This is a genomic window from endosymbiont of Lamellibrachia barhami (assembly GCF_011947365.2).
GTDB lineage: Bacteria > Pseudomonadota > Gammaproteobacteria > Chromatiales > Chromatiaceae > QGON01.
The window spans coordinates 3993916-4011064 of record NZ_JAAVSH020000001.1; the positions used below are offsets into that span (position 1 = coordinate 3993916).

Here is a 17149-nt window from a genome sequence, read left to right on the forward strand (position 1 = left end):
ACGTGTACTTCGTTCAGTTGCGTATTGCTATTTCTGATAACGGTAGCTGCCCAGGGCTGTGTCGCCAACTTCACCTTCTATACCCGCTTCCTCCCAAGCCTCTTGGGCGGCGGATTCACGCGGTGAGAGGCCAGGCTCCTGGATGCCCTTGGGCACTACAAAGTGTTTTTTCTTGCTGGACAGGATGACCAGTATCTGTAGCTCACCCCTATGTATGCGGTAGGGAATCACTGAGGACTGGCTATAGTAGTAGGCAGGTCGGTCGCGCAATTCATTGCCGTGGGGTGCGGGGTAGGGGAACTTCTCCTGCAGGCTGCCGGGGCGGATGATGGAGATGACTTCGGCGCAGCCTGCTTGTAGCTGGCTCCAGTCATCCGGTATGGTCAGACGGGCCAGCGTGGCGGTGGGTAGCAGTTTGCCGTCTGCCGGGTTATCGATAGGCTTGTTGCTGAGGTGCAACAGCAGCATTTCCAACCCGGGGTTATGACCTACCAGCATGACCCGCCGGGCTTGGTTTGGGCATTCATGCAGTACGCTCAGCAGGGCGCTGAGGCCTGCCTCGTAGATCCGCTGATCCTTGTGGATGGTTTTGGGATCCATGCCCATGGCCTTGCAGGTCTTTTGAGTGGTGGTCAGAGCCCGTTCCGCTGGTGAACTGATGATGTGGTCCGGCAACAGATCCTGTTGCCAGAGCCATACGCCCATGCGCTGGGCACTGCGCTTGCCCCGGTCCGTAATGGGCCGATGGAAATCGGCCTCGCCCAGGCTCCAGTCGGATTTGCCGTGTCGCAGGATCAGCAGTTCAGTTGTCATGGTCAGTTATGTCACGTATGCGTTTTCAACCCATTAACTGTTGCAGACAGATATCAGTAAGGGCCTCGAAGTCGATACCGCCTCGCGCCTCATAAACGGGGGTATCCTTCAGCACCTTCGGATAGGGGGTTTGATCCAGTTCGGTGGTATCGCTGAAGAAGCTGCCGTCGGGATACTGGTAGAAGGGCCCCGGGGATTTCATGATGGCGCCGGTCAGCAGATCCCTGCGCTGCTCCAGGTCCACGCGTTCCACGGTGGTTGTCTCGCTGGAATCGCGCCGCCAGTTGAGTATCAGAAAGGCGGATAAGGGCGCCTCGGGGGTGATGCGGTTTGGCCCGTAGACCTGCTCCACATGCACATCATATTTGTCTTCCAGGTGCCAGAGTTCGTCTTGGGGCAGCGCCAGGAAGGACACACGCTGCTCTCTGGATATCAGACTGTGCAGGCGTGGATTGTGCACTATAGTGCCGGGGTTGACCCGTGGCAGCTTGGGGATTCCCACTGCACCTGTGCCACCATTCTGGTTGCGAATAAACAGGCGGTCGTTGGTCAGATAGGAGACCTCGTCGTGGTCCATCAGGTGCAGCATCAGCGTGGACTTGCCGCCGCCGGAGAAGCCGGCGATGCCCAGGCAGCCGCCCTGGTATACCAGCCCCGATGCATGACAGATCAGCCAGTCTCTGTGCTGTAGCCAGTTCATGTACTGGGCATTGATGAAGTTGATCACCTGGTTGTCGTATTGCAGGCAGGGGCCGGCGGCGATACACGGGCCGCTGCTCTGCAGGAACACCATGCCGGTGCGTACCTTCAACACCAGGCGGGCGTCAGCCAGATCCAAATAGGCGTCTTTGCGGCCTGTCTTGCCCGGTTCCCGCTTCCAGTCGGTGAAAGCTACGCCCAGATCCGGGATATCCCGTTCGATGGCGATAACCTCGAGATCCACATTATCCGATGGCCCGGTTGCCACATGGGTGAAATAGACCGCGAGTTTTGCCAGCAACTCGGCGGAGTTGGAACGCAGCCGCAACGAGCACTCTCCAAGGCCGAGATAGAGTGCTTCATCGACGAGACTGGCGCCATCCTGCAGGGCAGAGGCGGCGGTTTCCATGGTCAGATTGTTGTTCATTGTGTAGAGATTTCCCCTATGACGTGTTCGCTGTAGAGTCCGGGGGCATCGATGCCGATTCCTTCCTTGGCGCCGCGGAAGCCGCCAAAAGCGGAAACCTCGAATACGATGGGGCCGACATCGGTTTCCGCCACATCGACGGTGGTGAAATCCATCTCGAACGGTGCCTGTGCGCGGCGTGCCAGTTCGATGATGTCGTCGGGTGGAAGGTGATTCTCGTAGCGTCCGCCGCTGTGAATGGTGGTGTTCCAGGTGTCGCTCTGGGAGACCCGAGCGTAGGTGCCCAGGTATTTGCCAGCCAGAAATACCATGCCCAGATCCCTACCCGGCAGGGCCACCTTTTTCTGGATGTACATCATGGGGTTCTCTGCCTGGAAGGTGCGGATCTGGCTCTGCATGTCGCTGTCGGACAGCTCTGCGTCGATCACGCACATGCCACGCGCCTTGGTGGAGTAGAGGGGTTTGAACACCGCGCTGCCGAATTCACGCACTGCGGTCATGGCGGCCGCCACGTTCTCGGTGACTCGGGTCTCTGGCATGGGGATATCTGCGTTGCGCAGGGTTACCGTGCAGCTCAGGCGGTCGACCAGGCGCAGGATGTTCAGGGGCCGGCTGAAGATACGCACCCCGGCGTGTTCTGCCACGCGTAACAGTTCCAGGCGGTCCAGGGTGTTGGGGCTGTAGCTGGCGCTGATCTTTTTAATGATCAGGCCGTCCAGGGTGCACAGATCCGTATCGCCGTGCAGCAGCCGTTTGCCGGCCAGGTCCAGTTCCACTTCGCCCATGTCGATGATCCGGCGGTAGCCGGTGCGGGATTCTATGGCATCGGCCAGGGTCTCGGTGGACCACTTGCCGGGGATGCCGATGATGCCAATTTTAAGCAATGAACAGCTCCTTTATAGGAAGTCGGAAATTAGCGGCCTGCTTCGGATCAGTCTCCAATACACGCTCCAACAGGTAGCGGGCACGCAGCATCATGGCTCGGGCCAGGGACTTGTCGAGGATGAAACGGGTAGAGGTGGCGAAGGAACGGGCCAGCCCCAGGGCCAGGCGCAGCTCAAAGGTCTCGTCGCCGGCTTTTTTTGCATACTTGCGTGCGAAGCGGTAGAAGCTCTGCACCATTTGCATGATGCGACGGCGCAAGGGTGCATCCAGTACCTGCAGGCGGTAATTGGAGACCATGAATACCGACACGTCCTGCACATAGTCCATGTAGCGGGAGCGGTGCAGGTCGATGAAGTTGATACGCTTGGCCAGTGGGTCGTAAATGATATTGTCGACGTTGAAATCACCGTGGATATACACCGAGAACGGCGCCTTGAGCCTGGCCTCATAGGTGCGGGTGCGCTTGAGCAGGGATTCAAAGCTGGCTATCTCCCGACCGCACACCTGGCTATCGCTCTGGCGGAACTCGGGGTGGATCTCGTAGACATCCGGCAAGCGCCTGGCCAGTTGGTCCATGTAGTTAGCGCTGATTTTTTTCTTACTGCGGGTTTCACGCCATACCGATTCCAGGGTGGCGCACAGACGTCCCAGGGTTTTGTTAAGCAGTGGCTGGGATTCGCGCAGCAGGATATGTTCAAAGGTCATGCCAGCCAAGTGCTCGATCAGCAGTGAGGCGGACTGGCCGCGCTTGTGGTAGGAGAGGATCTTGGGCGCCAGTCCTGGGTAGATCTCGTGCCAGCTCTCTACCCCTTCCCGCTCTTCTTTCAGTTTGCGCTTTTTACCATCCTTGAAAATGGCCACATAGCCATCGTTCTTTTTCTTTGGATTGCTGATGCCTGAGATAGCGCTTCCCGAGCGGGTTTCGGCTACTGGTTCAATGGTCAGACTGTTGAGGTTTTTATCGGCCTCCAGGCGGCCGATGGATTCCATCAGATGGTAGTAACGGTCGATGTTGATAGGCTGGCCCAGATTGGCGGAGATGATGGCCTCACTGATGTTGAGCAGGGCGTCGCCCATCTGCTCGATGCTGTGGGCCACAAACAGGGCGGCAATCAAATCTTCAGTGTGTCGCTTTTTTTCAGTAGTTTTGTGTTGTGTTTCAGCAGTTTGCGGTAGTCCTGGTCCAGGTGATGCTCGATCTGCCCGAGTTTCAGGGCCAAGCCTGTATCTTTATTCTGGATGGCGGGTTGCACCATCTGCAGACCGAAGATGACCTGGTCGAGCAGTAGTGCGTAATCGGTTGGTCGTAGGCAGCTTTTCTTCTTCAGATAGGCCATCTGGTGAATGCAGTCCCGGCACAATTCGGCGATACGTTCCAGATCGGTGGCGATGGACTCTGCGGCACGCAGGGTTTGGGTTTGGGTATCGTGGCCTTTGTGGCGCACGATCTGTCCCAAACAGCTGTTGTGGATGCGCATCTTGAGGTTATAGGCATAGCCGCTGCGATCGACAATGCGCTGTGCCTGGGGTGACGAGGAGGTATCTATGTAGGCATGCAGGTTACCAACCTGAGAACTGACCTCGGCGATCAGAAAATGCAGGTTGTCCCGGATGTTTCTGGAAAGGCGCATGCAGTGGGTTCTCAGTCCAGCGTTCCCAGGTAGACGCGTTTTCCGCGCTCAGGGTAATCCATCAGGTAGCCGGTCAGTGCCTGTGGCAGGAGTTGGATATCCTGCAGTTCACCCAGTCTCTTCCACACAACATCCACTTGGTGCTTGTCGGGCCGGTGGCCGTTTCGTGGCTGGTAGTTTTCGGGTACGGTGCAGTCGAATAGAAATTCCACCCGTTGGCGGGTGCTGGGTGGAGTGGTGTCGCGTGGTTTGAACCAGTCGGCCACATGCAGCAGGTCACGTACCACAACCTCGGTGTTGATCTCCTCAAGGCATTCTCGGTTTAGGGCTGCCAGTAAGGTCTCTCCGGCTTCCTGGGCTCCGCCAGGCAGGGCATAGCGCTCTCCGAGTTCATCATCTTCTTTGCGCAGCAGCAACAGATGTCCATCGCGCACGATCAGCGCGCGGGCCGCATTGCGAATGCCGGGGATCAGATCTCCCATGGTGTTTACTGCGAGTGTTTCCAGTTTGTAATTCTCTTCATATTAGCCTAGTTTCAAGGAGAAAGTACCACAACCTGAAGTATGATTTGATATGGCGACTGTTAAAGTTACGCGCTTGGCGAAGATTCCCGATCTGATGCGCATGAACCGCTATAGCCGAGCACCGGAACTTGGTCCCCGCTTACTGTTTTTCAGCGGTGGCTCGGCCCTGACCGGGGTCAGTCATGTATTGAAGCAATATACCCATAATTCAACTCACTTGGTCACGCCATTTGACTCCGGCGGAAGTTCGGCAACACTGCGCAAGGCCTTTGGTATGCCTTCCATCGGTGATCTGCGAAGTCGTTTGATCGCCTTGGCTGATGACAGCGTAACCGGTAATCCTGAGGTATATAGCCTGTTCGCCCATCGTTTTCCAAAGGAGGCGAAGAATCGCAATCTGCTGCGTCAGTTGGATAATATGATCATGGGCCGGGACCGGATGGTGGAGCCTATCTCCAATCCCATGCGCCGCCTGATCCGCCATCAGCTCGGTTATTTTCGTGAGGCAATGCCCAAGCGTTTTGACCTGCGTGGCGCCAGTATCGGCAATCTGATCCTGGCCGGTGGCTATCTGAATAACCATCAACATCTGGACCCGATTATTTTTCTCTTCTCCAAGCTGGTGGAGGTGCGTGGCACGGTGCGCGCGGTGGTCAACGATCATCTTCATCTGGGCGCGAAACTGGAGGATGGCAGCCAGGTTATCGGTCAGCACCGATTGACCGGTAAGGAAGTGACGCCGCTGGCCTCACCCATAAAAAAGTTGTTTCTGTCCAGTCGGTTGGACAGGGCGGTGCCTGCCGAGGCAATCCTGCGCAAGAAGAATCGCAAGCTGATCGAGCGGTCGGAGCTGATCTGCTACCCACCCGGGAGTTTCTACACCAGCCTGTTGGCCAACCTGCTGCCCCGTGGTGTGGGGCGAGCCATTGTCGAAACTGACTGTCCCAAGGTGTATATTCCCAACCTGGGACAGGATCCTGAGCAGATCGGCATGACCTCTGATCGTATGGTGCAGGCTCTGCTGGCGCAGTTGCGCGCCGATGTGCCTGATGCTTGTGACGATGACCGGCTGCTGAACTACGTGCTGATGGACAGCCGCAAAGGGGTGTACACATCCTCTTTGTCCAATGGTTTGATGAAGGAGCTGGGGGTGCAGGTTGTGCAGACGCCGCTGGTCAGCAAGCGTAGCGCACCCTATTATGATGCAGAACTGCTGGTGGCGGCGCTGTTGTCAATGACCTGACGAGTTTACTACCTGGTACTGCAGGGAACGACTTGGCGAGGATTTTTTTATACTAAATGGCATTTGTTGTCCTCAGATCAACGCGGCAAGAGATGGATTGGGTTAGATTGCTCCGATTGGCAAAGGCAACAATGAAAACAAAAAATGGATGAGATAAAAGCATTTTTTGATGCGCTTACTTTTAATATCGAAAATGGGGAGCTGATTGTTCGCATCCTGTTTCAGGTGGTGCTATTGGTCGCATCCGCTGTGTTTTCAGGATCAGAAACAGCGTTGTTTTCTCTCAGTCGCATAGATCTGCAAAAGCTCCGGCAATCGCGCCACAGTGATTCAGAGAGCATTCACGCGATGTTGGATGAGCCGCGTCGTTTGATCATCTCTATCCTGTGCGGCAATGAGCTGGTCAACATTGCCTCGGCCGTGAATATGACGGCGATTCTGCTGCTGCTTTACAGCGAGCAGGATGTGGGTTGGATGAACATACTGATCATGGTGCCTCTGCTGCTGCTGATCGGTGAGGTAACCCCCAAGACCATCGCGGTCAGCTATCCCATCAAGTTCACCACCCGAATTACGCACGGATTCTGCCTCGCTGGATGGTTTTCATAACTCCGTTACGTGAGGCGGTGCGTGTGGTCGCTGACTGGATCACCACCCTGGTGGTGGGGGATGCCGTTGACAGGGAAAATATCCTGCAGCCCGATGAACTCAGAACCCTTCTGGAAGAGGGCGAGCAGACCGGCATTATCGATGCGACCGAGAGGGTGTTGATCGATAATGTGTTGGAGGCATCGGAAACTGATATTTCGCGTATCATGACGCCGGGTCCCCGCATACGCTTTCTTGATGCGGATCTTCCTGTTGCTGAATTGATCGAGCAGTTCCGTAGCTATCGCCATCCCCGCATACCTGTCTACCAGGGGCACTGGGACAATGTGATCGGTTTTATCCATTCTGAAGATATATTGAAGCTCGTCAGGGGCGGGAGTGATCTTTCCCAGGTCACCCTGGATATGATCCTGAAGCCCGCACATTATGTCCCACCCACCAAGAAGGTGGATGAGATGTTCGATTATTTCCAGATGCACAATACGCGTGTTGCCATCATTCTGGGTGAATATGGCGAGGTGTTGGGAATTGTTACCATGAAGGATGTACTGACTTTCATATTCGGAGAAATTTCCGGAACGATGGAGGGGCAGGAGTATTACAAGGAGGATGATGAGAACAGCTATGTCGTACCCGGCGATATGCGTCTGACAGATTTCTATAATCTCACCAATTTTGATATTGAAGATGCTGTGATGTCCACTATCGGTGGCGTAGCCTTCCGCTTATTTGACAGGCTGCCAGAACCGGGTGAGCAGATAAATTACGAGGGATTTCGATTTACCGTTAAACAACGGAGCGGGTTGAGAATCAGTGAGCTCCAGGTTCAGAAAATATCCGCATCAAATAAACAGCGGACTGATACGACGTGTGACGATACTGCTGTCGGTGCTGAGGTTGAGCCGGATTTGGATAGTGAAGTCAACGATCCAAAGGCATCGCCCGAGACGATATCTGATGAGATAGCATCCGATCAGGTGTCTGACGACACACGGTCATTGGGGGAGAAGTGATGGACTGGGCTGTAGAACTCTTATTGATTGTCACCTTTTTGTTGATGAAGGGGTTTTTCTCCGGCTCCGAAATTGCCATGGTCAATTCGGATAAAGTCAAGTTGCGGCATCAGGCAAAGATGGGGAATCGTGGTGCGGCGTTGGTACTCAAAATGTTTCGCACGCCAGACGTCATTCTGGGGACTACCCTGGTAGGAACCAATCTGGCGACTGTCACCATATCCACTCTGGGCGCGCTGATTTTTATCGATCTGTTTGGCTCGGTGGGTGATTTGATATCAATTATCGTGCTTACCCCTGTATTGCTGATTTTGGGAGAAGTTGTTCCCAAGAGCATCTTCCAGCAGAAAGCGGATACGATTTCCGGTCGGCTTATCTATACCCTGCGTTTTTTCTCTTATCTTTTCTATCCGGTGATCTTTATCTTCAGTCGGATAGCACGTTTCATCACCCGTATTGTGGGGAATGGGACCATTCCGCAGAATATGTTCATCACCCGCGAGGAACTGCGAGTGCTGCTGGATGTATCGGACTCTACTGCCAACCCATCGACGATTGATCGCAAGCGTATTCGACGGATCATCCGTTTTGGCGATACCACAGTGGGTGAGGCGATGATTCCTTTGGCCGATGTAGTCGGTTTGAATGAGTCCCGTTCCATGGAGGAGACGACGCGCCTGGTGATGAAATACGGTTTCAATCGCTTGCCTGTATATCGGGGTAACATTACCAATATCAAGAAAATCCTGACCCTGACTTCATGGGATTTGATGGATCCGGACATCATGGAGAAGTCTGTCGCTGATTATATGAAACCGGTGTTGTTTCTTTCGCCAAAGCAGACGATTGACCGGGCGCTTCCCCAGTTGCAGGCCCGTGATGATCATATGGCGGTGGTGGTGGATGAGTTTGGCTCGGCGGTGGGGATTCTCACCATGGAAGATGTTTTTGAAGAGGTCGTGGGCGAGATCGATGTGGGATATGACTTTGATGAGTATCATCCAAAGAAGCGGGCCTATATCGAACATGAGAATGAAAATAGCCACTTGATGAGTGGCAGAATGCCCATCTCCGAGGTTAATGATACCCTGTATGTACAGTTCCCGGTGGAGGAAGCACATACTATTGGTGGATTGATCATCAGTCGTCTGCGCCACATCCCTTCCCAAGGTGATGCCATCGAAGAGCAGGGTTATCGCCTGAGCGTGTTGGAGGCGGATGAGCGCTCGGTCATTAAGGTACGGGTGGAACGGCTGTTGTAGATAGAAGAAAAAAGTGTGCACTGCTTGAATCAGCACGGTATTTGATACGCTAAGGAGAATCCTATGACCGCTGAATCTATCATGAGCTTTCGGCTGGTGAAGTTGAAGCCGACGGATAAGGTGTGTGATGCGTTACGGGTGATGCATGCCAAGCAGATCCGCAATCTGCCGGTAGTGGATGAAAATGATTGTTTTGTCGGGCTATTCGGGATTCGTCGCCTGACCCGATTATTGCTGCCCAAAGCGGCACAGATGAATCTCGGATTGCAGGATCTGAGTTTCATGCCGGATGAGATGGGTGAGATGTCGGAACGGATAAAGGAGGTGAGTCAGCGCCCGGTCTCTGATTTCCTGGAGAAGAAGAAACGCCTGATGTTCTGCAAGCCTAGCACTGGCTTTCCTGAGGTGTTGGAACTGCTGGATCAGAGTCTGGACACCAGCCTGCCGGTGATCGTTCTCAAAGGGAAACATAAGAAGCTGGTGGGGATGGTTTCGGCTTGGGATGTGGTGGAGAAGATGCTGGTGAACATGTGCGATATGGAAACTGCGTCTGCCGTGGGGGCTGATGAACCGGAGCTTGGTGAGAGCGAAGAAGAGAAGGCATCCTGACTATGCATGGCGAGACGACTACCCTTTCTCACGTAATTTTCGGCTGGGACCCGCTAGTGGTCTCCGCTATCCTGTTTATCGCCACCTACGCGGTGATCGTCAGCGAGAAGATCAACCGCGCTATCGTGGCTGGTTCCTGCTGTACCCGATGATAACCCTGGGGTGCCTGTTCAGGAGCAGGCGACGCTGGGTGATTTCAATGTCTCCCGGGGGTTGCCCACCGGTACGATGGTGATCGGGGCTACAATTCGGCGCAGCGGGTATTTGTGCAGTTGCGGTCCAGCCGCTATTAAGAAGGCGGAGGCGCAAGGCCCTTGGGGCACCCGGCTCATGCTGTCTTTAGTTAAGGCGGTTCTTCGGCATTGCTGGATAATGCGTAACCACTGTTTTGGGCCGCTGATCGCGCCAGACTCGTTCATTACCGAGAGCCATACGTAAACCCTATCCTTATCTTCATTGTTCAGCTATGATCTTTGCCTAACACGGTGCGGTGCCGCGACCCCGATCGGTGCGATCCACCTAATAGCGTATATGATCGGTCTGCGGTGGGCTGTCGTTCAACGATTTTCGCCCATGGCGGTAACCGACCGCGCTGTTTATCGGTGGCGGCAATCTTGCTGGTGATCTATTTTGTTTGGGGTAGAACCCTGCAGACCAGCGATGCGAAGTCTGGCAGCGGGTAAATGTGGAAGCCGCCGGGAACGGGATGCGATCACCGATGTGAGGTTATAAAGACAGTCTTGGCGGTACTGCTCGGTGGTCATTGGTTTGTTTTTGCCCATCCATCTCTACCTGGAGCTGCGGGCCACCCATCGCCAGCAGCCTGGGGCCGGTCTGCTGTTGGCGTTGAAACATTTTTGATACGCTAAGGAGAATCCTATGACCGCTGAATCTATCATGAGCTTTCGGCTGGTGAAGTTGAAGCCGACGGATAAGGTGTGTGATGCGTTACGGGTGATGCATGCCCAACAGATCCGTAATCTGCCGGTGGTGGATGAAAACGATCAGTTCGTGGGGCTGTTCGGGATTCGTCGCCTGACTAGGTTACTGCTGCCCAAAGCGGCACAGATGAATCTTGGATTGCAGGATCTGAGTTTCATGCCGGATGAGATGGGTGAGATGTCGGAACGGATAAAGGAGGTGAGTCAGCGCCCGGTCTCTGATTTCCTGGAGAAAAAGAAACGCCTGATGTTCTGCAAGCCAAGCACTGGCTTTCCTGAAGTGCTGGAACTGCTGGATCAGAGCGTGGACACCAGCCTGCCGGTGATTGTTCTCAAAGGGAAAAAGAAGAAGTTGGTGGGGATGGTTTCGGCCTGGGATGTAGTGGAGAAGCTGCTGGTGAACATGTGCGAAATGGAAACTGCGTCTGCCGTGGGAGCTGATGAACCGGAGCTTGGTGAGAGCGAAGAAGAGAAGGCATCCTGACTATGCATGACGAGACGACTACCCTTTCTCACGTAATTTTCGGCTGGGACCCGCTAGTGGTCTCCGCTATCCTGTTTGTCGCCACCTACGCGGTGATCGTCAGCGAGAAGATCAACCGTGCTATCGTGGCTGGTCTCGGGGCAGGACTGATGATAACCCTGGGGGTGCTCAATCAGGAGCAGGCGATCGCCGGGGTGGATTTCAATACCCTGGGGTTGCTCACCGGCATGATGGTGATCGTGGCCATTACCCGGCGCAGCGGGGTATTTCAGTATGTTGCGGTCTGGTCGGCCAAGAAGGTGGAGGCGCGGCCTTGGGGCATTCTGCTCATGCTGTCTTTGGTTACGGCGGTTCTTTCGGCATTGCTGGATAATGTAACCACTGTTTTGCTGATCGCGCCGGTGACTCTGCTCATTACCGAGGAGCTGAAGGTCAACCCCTATCCTTATCTGTTCAGCGAGATCTTTGCCTCTAATATCGGTGGTGCCGCGACCCTGATCGGTGATCCACCTAATATTATGATCGGCTCCGCGGTGGGGCTGTCGTTCAACGATTTTCTGCTCAATATGGCACCGATCATGCCGCTTATCATGGCGGTGACCTTGCTGGTGATCTATTTTGTTTGGGGTAGAACCCTGCAGACCAGCGATGAAGCCCGGCAGCGGGTAATGCAGTTTCGGGAACGGGATGCGATCACTGATGTGAGGTTGCTTAAACAGTCCTTGGCGGTACTGTCTCTGGTGGTCATTGGCTTTGTTTTTGCCCATCCACTGCACCTGGAGCCGGCCACCATCGCCATGTTCGGGGCCGGTCTGCTGTTGCTGCTGAACAACATTGGCGAGGATGCTGAGGATCAGACCGAAGATGTGCATCACTCCTTCGCTGAGGTGGAGTGGGTGACCATCTTCTTTTTCGTCGGCCTGTTCATCGTGGTCAGTGGTATCGAACATTCGGGCCTGCTGCAGATGCTGGGCGACTGGGTGATCGGACTGACCGGGGGTGACATGGCAGTGACTGCGATCACGATCCTCTGGGTCTCCGCCGTTGCCTCGGCGGTGGTGGATAACATTCCCTTTGTTGCCACTATGATCCCGATGATTGAATCCATGGCTCCCACTTTCGGTGGTGCAGAAAATCTGATGCCGCTCTGGTGGTCATTGGCGCTGGGCGCCTGTCTCGGCGGCAATGGTTCCCTGATCGGGGCTAGCGCCAATCTGATCGTGGCCGGCTTTGCCGAACGTGCGGGCCATCGCATCGGCTTCTTGTCCTTTATGGCATTTGCTTTTCCGCTGATGTTGTTAAGCATTGTGATCGCCACGGGTTATGTTTATTTGCGCTATCTTTGAATCATTTGAGTCAGGAGTAGTTTTGAGCTGACAGAGGAATCCCCATGCTGGTTAAAGACTGCATTATCGAGACCGGAGTCATTCGAAGTGGTATGTTGGTTCGCGAGGTATTTTCCGAGTGTGGCAGGACGCATGTTCAGGCTCTGCCTTTTGTTAACAAGAAAGGGAAGGTAACCGGCCGGCTCACGCTGAAAAACATCATGAAATTCTCCTGCCTGCCAGAATACATGGTGGAGCTGGCGCCGCTACTGGGAGGGTTTCTTTCCTGCGTGGACAATGCGGAGGAAAAGATCAACCAGGTGCTATGCAGTCAAGTGGATTCCTATGTGCGCAAGGCAGGTATTTTTACCAGCTCTGATGCACCGGCGATCAAGGCGCTGGCGCTGATGGAGAAGAGTGATACCAGCTACCTTTTCGTGGTGGACGAAGAGGAGTATCGCGGGATCATCACCATTCAGGGGATTGCAGCAAGGATGTCGGAGATCGTGGTCTGCGCGGTTGATCGGGGCGGCTGAAAGTGCATTGACCAATAGTGCTGGCGGTATGCTGAATAATTACAAAATTGTTGATGGAGAAGAAAATTGTCTAACAAATCACGCAAACATTCGATTCTTGTCCCTGTGGACTTTTCCCATCATTCGGAAGTGGCCTTGATCAAGGCCTGTGAAATGGCCCAGTGCATGAAAGTGCCGATCATTGTCCTCCACGTGGTTCATGATCCGGGAGACATGCCAGGTTATTACTCCACCATCAATAAGAAAAACAGTCTTGTCAGAATCGAAGACCTGGCCCTGGAAATGTTTGAAAACTTCATGAAAGCGGTTAAAAAGCGGAACCCGAAGATAGGCGCACTGCGCAAGGCCAAGACCATGCTCGTGGTGGGACTGCCGGTGACGCGAATCCTTCAGGTTATCGAAAAACTGGATGCCTCAATGGTTGTAATGGGGAGTCAGGGCCGGACCGGTCTGGATCATATGCTACTGGGTTCAAAAGCAGAGCAGGTGGTACGGCTGTCACCGATACCTGTAACCATCGTCAAAACAAAATAACTCACCGAGGTGTACAACATGTATACAAAAAGCAGACTCTGGCTTGAGGCTTATTTAACAAGAGGGACGCTGGTTTTGCTCGCAGGTCTGGCGGCTGCATTCATGGTCTACCCGGTATTCGCCGCCGCAGGCGTTGAATCAGACATGAATTGGGGCACCATGGGCATGAAGCTGTTTGGTGGGTTGGCGCTCTTTTTGTTTGGCATGGAGCAGATGTCGGAGGCTCTTAAGGCAGTCGCCGGTGAACGCTTGAAACTGATCCTGGCCAAGTTGACCACCAATCGCTTCATGGGTGCCACGACAGGTGCTTTCGTGACCGCGATCATTCAGTCCTCCTCAGTTACCACCGTCCTGGTGGTTGGATTTATCACTGCGGGGCTGATGTCCATGTCGCAATCTGTCGGGGTGATCATGGGCGCCAATATCGGCACCACGATCACGGCACAGATTGTCGCCTTCAAAGTGACCAAGGCCGCTTTGCTGATGGTCGGTGTCGGGTTCAGCATGCTGTTCATCTCCAAACAGGACAAGATAAAGCAGTATGGCACCATGCTCATGGGATTGGGCTTGGTGTTCTTCGGTATGAGCGTCATGAGTGATGCCATGCAGCCACTGCGTACCTATCAGCCTTTCCTTGATCTGATGATTCAGATGGAAAATCCCCTGGTCGGTATCCTGGTGGCGGCGGCCTTTACTGGACTGATACAGTCCTCATCTGCTACCACCGGTATTGTTATCGTTATGGCCAGCCAGGGGTTTATAACGCTCCCGGCAGGTATTGCCCTGGCGTTTGGTGCGAATATCGGAACCTGCATCACAGCCATGCTGGCCTCCATTGGCAAACCCAGAGAAGCAGTCCGTGCAGCCGTAGTGCATGTCCTGTTCAATATTGCGGGCGTACTGATATGGGTGCTGTTTATAGACCATCTCGCCAATTGGGTCACCGCGCTGTCGCCGGTTCATCCGGAACTCTCCGGTGTGGATCGTCTTGGTGCGGAAACGCCTCGTCAGATCGCTAATGCCCACACCATCTTCAATATTGCCAACACATTTATCTTTATCGGCTTTACCACCCAGATCGCCCGTCTGGTTGAGTGGATGATTCCAGACAGTACGCTGGAGGAGGCCGAAATGCTGGTCAGCGCCAAATACCTGGATGAAGAGCTGCTCTCTACGCCTTCACTCGCCCTGGGCCGGGTTCGTCTGGAAGTGCTGCATATGGGAGAGCGCGTACAAGAGATGCTGGACAGCATCATGCCGGCCATCATTAATGGTAATAAGGAGTCATTGGCCGCTGTCCGTGACTTGGATGACCAGGTGGATATCCTCTACGAGCAAATCATCGACTACATGGGACGTATCAGTAAGCGGTCATTATCGGATCAGCAGACCGAGGAGTTTCTCAAGCTCATGGAGGCAGTGAGCGATCTAGAGAACATAGGTGATACGATTGAAACCAATCTGGTGGGTTTGGGCTTTGACCGGATAAATGCAGGATTTTCAATCAGTGAACCGACCCGTGAGGTTCTATTGGGTTTTCATGAAGTGGTTACCAAGGCTTTCAAAACAGCGGTACAGGCAGTTTCCCAGAATAGTGAGGAAGCCGCACAGGCTGTGACAGCCATGAAAGAGGAGATCACCAAAATGACTGAATCAGCGGCCGCCCATCAGGCGGAACGACTGGTGGCCGAAGAGCCCAACCGGATTCCGGCTTACACCATTGAAGTCGATATCATCGAAAAACAGAAGCGCATCTACTATTTCTCCAAACGCATGGCCAAGAGTGTCATTTCACTTGAAGCGATAGAGGCGTAAACATTTTGTAATAATTCAAGTGTATCATTGCGCAGATTGTGGAAGATATAGCTTTTAAGAGAATCTGAGAACGGGAGATTTGTGATGGGTATAGAAAAGTTGCTGGACAGTTTAAATGGTTTCTTGAAGAAGGCAGAAAAGAAGAAAACTGCCCAGTGTGACGAAATAGACGAGCTGTTGGATAAGCTAAAGGAGAAAAAGAAGAAATTAGAGAAAAAACAGAGTAGCGAAAGTAATCCGACAAAAAAGAAACGATTATTAACTGAACTGAAAGTCGTTACCCTGCAATTGAGGAGAGGTTCCAAGCGGCGTAATGAACTGAAGAAAAAATGCAAGTGATTCTGTAATACCCGGTTCTCTCTCAAAGGGGATAGAACGGATAAGGTATCCATGTAGCACAGAATTTAGTATACAGATTAGCCGGTTATAGCGTGCAGCAGCTTGAGATCAGAAGGCATAACGATGCGCAAACGAATCATCACCTCAGTTCAGCAAGAAACCCTATCTCCTGACCAGAATTGGTTGAATTTGGAAGGACTCGCGGAGGTGGAGATCACCTCGGAGGACGCCTCGCATCCCATTGAGTCCGCTTTGCTGCCCGGCCGGGACTCTGGATGGCGTGCTGCAGGCCCAGGAAAGCAGACGATCCGGCTTCTCTTCGCCAATCCGCAAAGGCTCCGGCAGATTTGGTTGAGCTTTGTGGAGACCCGCATTGAGCGGACGCAAGAGTACGTCTTGCGTTGGTCGCCAGATGGTGGGCAGTCGTTCCAGGAAATAGTACGGCAGCAGTGGAACTTCAGTCCCCAGGCCGCAACTGGTGAGACGGAAGATCATCGCGTTGAGCTTCCGGCGGTCACTGTGCTCGAACTGACCATCATTCCGGATATAAGTGGGGGAGATGCGGTCGCCTCTTTGGCACAATTGCGGCTTGCCTAACCAGCGCGTCGGCAACGAAAACAATTACATTGGAGACCAATGACCGAAGAAGAGATGGAACAAATCAGACAGCAACTTCTTTGTCTGAAATCGAAGCTTCAGGAACTGGAGGAAACATTCAAGGAGACAAACAAACCCTTGGAGCTGGATCAGGCAAGAGTTGGCAGGCTTTCTCGGATGGACGCCATGCAGGCACAGGAAATGGCGCTGGAAGCATCCAGGCGACGGCAGTCTCAGCTCCTGAAGGTAGAGGGTGCCTTGCGTCGCATTGAATCAGGTGAGTACGGATACTGTTTTGTGTGTGGCAAAGAGATAGGCATTCGTCGACTTTCCGTTGACCCAGCGAATACGCGCTGCATGGAATGCGCCGAGAAGTGACCCGGATGGGGCGCTTGGCGTTGAGGACCAACAACGCAGCCTTCGTTTTGACCGAAATTCTCGGTGCCAAAGATGTGTATATCGCCAAGCAGAAGATCGAGGCTTCCGTGCCATTGGCGCCGCCAGTCGGCGGTGTGACCGAAACGCAATTCGAAACCGTGGCCCGATTGCACAATTTGTTTCAAACTCACGCATCGGGACGCGGATCCTTCGCCATGGCAGCCGTGTACGCCGGACTCCTCAAGCAAAAGCAAGGTCTCATGGTCATCAAGAAAAGTGGTGGCGATGCGAGGTTCCCAAGGCTCTCCTATAACCACTGGGTCAATATCGAGAAATTCGATCTGACGACCAACAACGTCGAATTGCTGATCTGAACCTGGGCGAAGTTTTGGCGGGTGCGCGTGGACAAAAACGTCTTTCTCTCATATATTCAGGATGTTATTTTCGGACATTTTTGAATATTGGCTATCTTTGGGGATCTCGCC

Annotated in this window: 21 protein-coding genes; 15 read left to right on the forward strand and 6 right to left on the reverse strand. The window is 53.7% G+C overall.

What is annotated here, in order from left to right; translation table 11 throughout:
* Window positions 1–27: 27 nt before the first annotated feature.
* The 6 genes from G9Q73_RS20625 to G9Q73_RS18285 are packed head-to-tail and all read right to left on the reverse strand — an operon-like array spanning window position 28 to window position 4937.
* On the reverse strand, window positions 28–813 hold the full coding sequence (locus G9Q73_RS20625; protein WP_177421048.1) for a histidine phosphatase family protein: 786 nt from the start codon (window positions 811–813) through the stop codon (window positions 28–30).
* Window positions 814–838: 25 nt separating this feature from the next.
* The gene (locus G9Q73_RS18265; RefSeq protein ID WP_177421049.1) at window positions 839–1939 is read right to left on the reverse strand and encodes an HprK-related kinase B; all 1101 of its coding nucleotides are present in this window, start codon (window positions 1937–1939) and stop codon (window positions 839–841) included.
* Window positions 1936–2823 (reverse strand): GAK system ATP-grasp enzyme, encoded by an 888-nt coding sequence (locus G9Q73_RS18270; RefSeq protein WP_177421050.1) that lies wholly within the window; start codon window positions 2821–2823, stop codon window positions 1936–1938. Before G9Q73_RS18270 ends, G9Q73_RS18265 begins: the two co-directional genes overlap by 4 nt.
* A complete protein-coding gene (locus G9Q73_RS18275) occupies window positions 2816–3922 on the reverse strand; it encodes a phosphotransferase (RefSeq protein WP_177421051.1) in 1107 nt (368 codons plus the stop codon). The genes G9Q73_RS18270 and G9Q73_RS18275 overlap by 8 nt, the downstream gene beginning before the upstream one ends.
* Window positions 3923–3936: 14 nt before the next feature.
* The gene (locus G9Q73_RS18280; protein WP_177421052.1) at window positions 3937–4455 is read right to left on the reverse strand and encodes a hypothetical protein; all 519 of its coding nucleotides are present in this window, start codon (window positions 4453–4455) and stop codon (window positions 3937–3939) included.
* A gap of 11 nt (window positions 4456–4466) precedes the next feature.
* The gene (locus tag G9Q73_RS18285; protein ID WP_177421053.1) at window positions 4467–4937 is read right to left on the reverse strand and encodes an NUDIX domain-containing protein; all 471 of its coding nucleotides are present in this window, start codon (window positions 4935–4937) and stop codon (window positions 4467–4469) included.
* 91 nt (window positions 4938–5028) lie between these two features.
* On the opposite strand from G9Q73_RS18285, the gene G9Q73_RS18290 reads away from it, so the two are divergent.
* The 15 genes from G9Q73_RS18290 to G9Q73_RS18355 all read left to right on the forward strand — a co-directional run bounded on the left by G9Q73_RS18290 (window position 5029) and on the right by G9Q73_RS18355 (window position 17038).
* A complete protein-coding gene (locus tag G9Q73_RS18290) occupies window positions 5029–6222 on the forward strand; it encodes a GAK system CofD-like protein (protein WP_177421054.1) in 1194 nt (397 codons plus the stop codon).
* Window positions 6223–6366: 144 nt separating this feature from the next.
* Window positions 6367–6831, forward strand: a complete 465-nt coding sequence (locus tag G9Q73_RS18295) for a DUF21 domain-containing protein (protein WP_177421055.1) — start codon at window positions 6367–6369, stop codon at window positions 6829–6831.
* Window positions 6819–7844 carry a hemolysin family protein gene (locus tag G9Q73_RS18300; protein WP_177421056.1) on the forward strand — a complete coding sequence of 342 codons (1026 nt, stop codon included), beginning with the start codon at window positions 6819–6821 and terminating at the stop codon, window positions 7842–7844. Before G9Q73_RS18295 ends, G9Q73_RS18300 begins: the two co-directional genes overlap by 13 nt.
* Window positions 7844–9106: a hemolysin family protein gene (locus tag G9Q73_RS18305; protein WP_177421057.1), complete on the forward strand. Its 1263-nt coding sequence runs from the start codon at window positions 7844–7846 to the stop codon at window positions 9104–9106. Before G9Q73_RS18300 ends, G9Q73_RS18305 begins: the two co-directional genes overlap by 1 nt.
* 63 nt (window positions 9107–9169) lie before the next feature.
* Window positions 9170–9715: a CBS domain-containing protein gene (locus G9Q73_RS18310; RefSeq protein WP_177421058.1), complete on the forward strand. Its 546-nt coding sequence runs from the start codon at window positions 9170–9172 to the stop codon at window positions 9713–9715.
* A gap of 2 nt (window positions 9716–9717) precedes the next feature.
* The gene (locus G9Q73_RS19260; RefSeq protein WP_177421059.1) at window positions 9718–9867 is read left to right on the forward strand and encodes a hypothetical protein; all 150 of its coding nucleotides are present in this window, start codon (window positions 9718–9720) and stop codon (window positions 9865–9867) included.
* Between the two features lie 727 nt (window positions 9868–10594).
* Complete coding sequence (locus G9Q73_RS18315; protein ID WP_177421060.1) at window positions 10595–11140, forward strand: CBS domain-containing protein; 546 nt, start codon at window positions 10595–10597, stop codon at window positions 11138–11140.
* 2 nt (window positions 11141–11142) lie between these two features.
* Window positions 11143–12486 carry an ArsB/NhaD family transporter gene (locus tag G9Q73_RS18320; RefSeq protein WP_177421061.1) on the forward strand — a complete coding sequence of 448 codons (1344 nt, stop codon included), beginning with the start codon at window positions 11143–11145 and terminating at the stop codon, window positions 12484–12486.
* 44 nt (window positions 12487–12530) lie between these two features.
* Complete coding sequence (locus G9Q73_RS18325; RefSeq protein WP_177421062.1) at window positions 12531–13001, forward strand: CBS domain-containing protein; 471 nt, start codon at window positions 12531–12533, stop codon at window positions 12999–13001.
* A gap of 66 nt (window positions 13002–13067) precedes the next feature.
* Entirely contained in the window at window positions 13068–13535 is a 468-nt protein-coding gene (locus G9Q73_RS18330; RefSeq protein WP_177421063.1) for a universal stress protein, read from the forward strand.
* 18 nt (window positions 13536–13553) lie between these two features.
* Window positions 13554–15350 (forward strand): Na/Pi cotransporter family protein, encoded by a 1797-nt coding sequence (locus G9Q73_RS18335; RefSeq protein ID WP_304956622.1) that lies wholly within the window; start codon window positions 13554–13556, stop codon window positions 15348–15350.
* Between the two features lie 84 nt (window positions 15351–15434).
* Complete coding sequence (locus G9Q73_RS18340; RefSeq protein WP_177421064.1) at window positions 15435–15689, forward strand: hypothetical protein; 255 nt, start codon at window positions 15435–15437, stop codon at window positions 15687–15689.
* Between the two features lie 123 nt (window positions 15690–15812).
* Window positions 15813–16286 carry a carbohydrate-binding protein gene (locus G9Q73_RS18345; RefSeq protein ID WP_177421065.1) on the forward strand — a complete coding sequence of 158 codons (474 nt, stop codon included), beginning with the start codon at window positions 15813–15815 and terminating at the stop codon, window positions 16284–16286.
* A gap of 39 nt (window positions 16287–16325) precedes the next feature.
* Window positions 16326–16664 (forward strand): TraR/DksA family transcriptional regulator, encoded by a 339-nt coding sequence (locus tag G9Q73_RS18350; protein ID WP_177421066.1) that lies wholly within the window; start codon window positions 16326–16328, stop codon window positions 16662–16664.
* A 5-nt stretch (window positions 16665–16669) separates the two neighbouring features.
* Entirely contained in the window at window positions 16670–17038 is a 369-nt protein-coding gene (locus tag G9Q73_RS18355) for a hypothetical protein (RefSeq protein ID WP_177421067.1), read from the forward strand.
* The last annotated feature ends 111 nt before the right edge of the window (window positions 17039–17149 follow it).

Bases quoted from the DNA above. Each gene is read 5' to 3' on its own strand.
- G9Q73_RS18320 (WP_177421061.1), top strand. From the start codon at position 11,143: ATGCATGACGAGACGACTACCCTTTCTCACGTAATTTTCGGCTGGGAC.
- G9Q73_RS18340 (WP_177421064.1), top strand. From the start codon at position 15,435: ATGGGTATAGAAAAGTTGCTGGACAGTTTAAATGGTTTCTTGAAGAAG.
- G9Q73_RS18305 (WP_177421057.1), top strand. From the start codon at position 7,844: ATGGACTGGGCTGTAGAACTCTTATTGATTGTCACCTTTTTGTTGATG.
- G9Q73_RS18350 (WP_177421066.1), top strand. From the start codon at position 16,326: ATGACCGAAGAAGAGATGGAACAAATCAGACAGCAACTTCTTTGTCTG.
- G9Q73_RS18300 (WP_177421056.1), top strand. From the start codon at position 6,819: ATGGTTTTCATAACTCCGTTACGTGAGGCGGTGCGTGTGGTCGCTGAC.
- G9Q73_RS18315 (WP_177421060.1), top strand. From the start codon at position 10,595: ATGACCGCTGAATCTATCATGAGCTTTCGGCTGGTGAAGTTGAAGCCG.
- G9Q73_RS19260 (WP_177421059.1), top strand. From the start codon at position 9,718: ATGCATGGCGAGACGACTACCCTTTCTCACGTAATTTTCGGCTGGGAC.
- G9Q73_RS18335 (WP_304956622.1), top strand. From the start codon at position 13,554: ATGTATACAAAAAGCAGACTCTGGCTTGAGGCTTATTTAACAAGAGGG.
- G9Q73_RS20625 (WP_177421048.1), bottom strand. From the start codon at position 813: ATGACAACTGAACTGCTGATCCTGCGACACGGCAAATCCGACTGGAGC.
- G9Q73_RS18265 (WP_177421049.1), bottom strand. From the start codon at position 1,939: ATGAACAACAATCTGACCATGGAAACCGCCGCCTCTGCCCTGCAGGAT.
- G9Q73_RS18280 (WP_177421052.1), bottom strand. From the start codon at position 4,455: ATGCGCCTTTCCAGAAACATCCGGGACAACCTGCATTTTCTGATCGCC.
- G9Q73_RS18295 (WP_177421055.1), top strand. From the start codon at position 6,367: ATGGATGAGATAAAAGCATTTTTTGATGCGCTTACTTTTAATATCGAA.
- G9Q73_RS18325 (WP_177421062.1), top strand. From the start codon at position 12,531: ATGCTGGTTAAAGACTGCATTATCGAGACCGGAGTCATTCGAAGTGGT.
- G9Q73_RS18290 (WP_177421054.1), top strand. From the start codon at position 5,029: ATGGCGACTGTTAAAGTTACGCGCTTGGCGAAGATTCCCGATCTGATG.
- G9Q73_RS18310 (WP_177421058.1), top strand. From the start codon at position 9,170: ATGACCGCTGAATCTATCATGAGCTTTCGGCTGGTGAAGTTGAAGCCG.
- G9Q73_RS18345 (WP_177421065.1), top strand. From the start codon at position 15,813: ATGCGCAAACGAATCATCACCTCAGTTCAGCAAGAAACCCTATCTCCT.
- G9Q73_RS18355 (WP_177421067.1), top strand. From the start codon at position 16,670: ATGGGGCGCTTGGCGTTGAGGACCAACAACGCAGCCTTCGTTTTGACC.
- G9Q73_RS18285 (WP_177421053.1), bottom strand. From the start codon at position 4,937: ATGGGAGATCTGATCCCCGGCATTCGCAATGCGGCCCGCGCGCTGATC.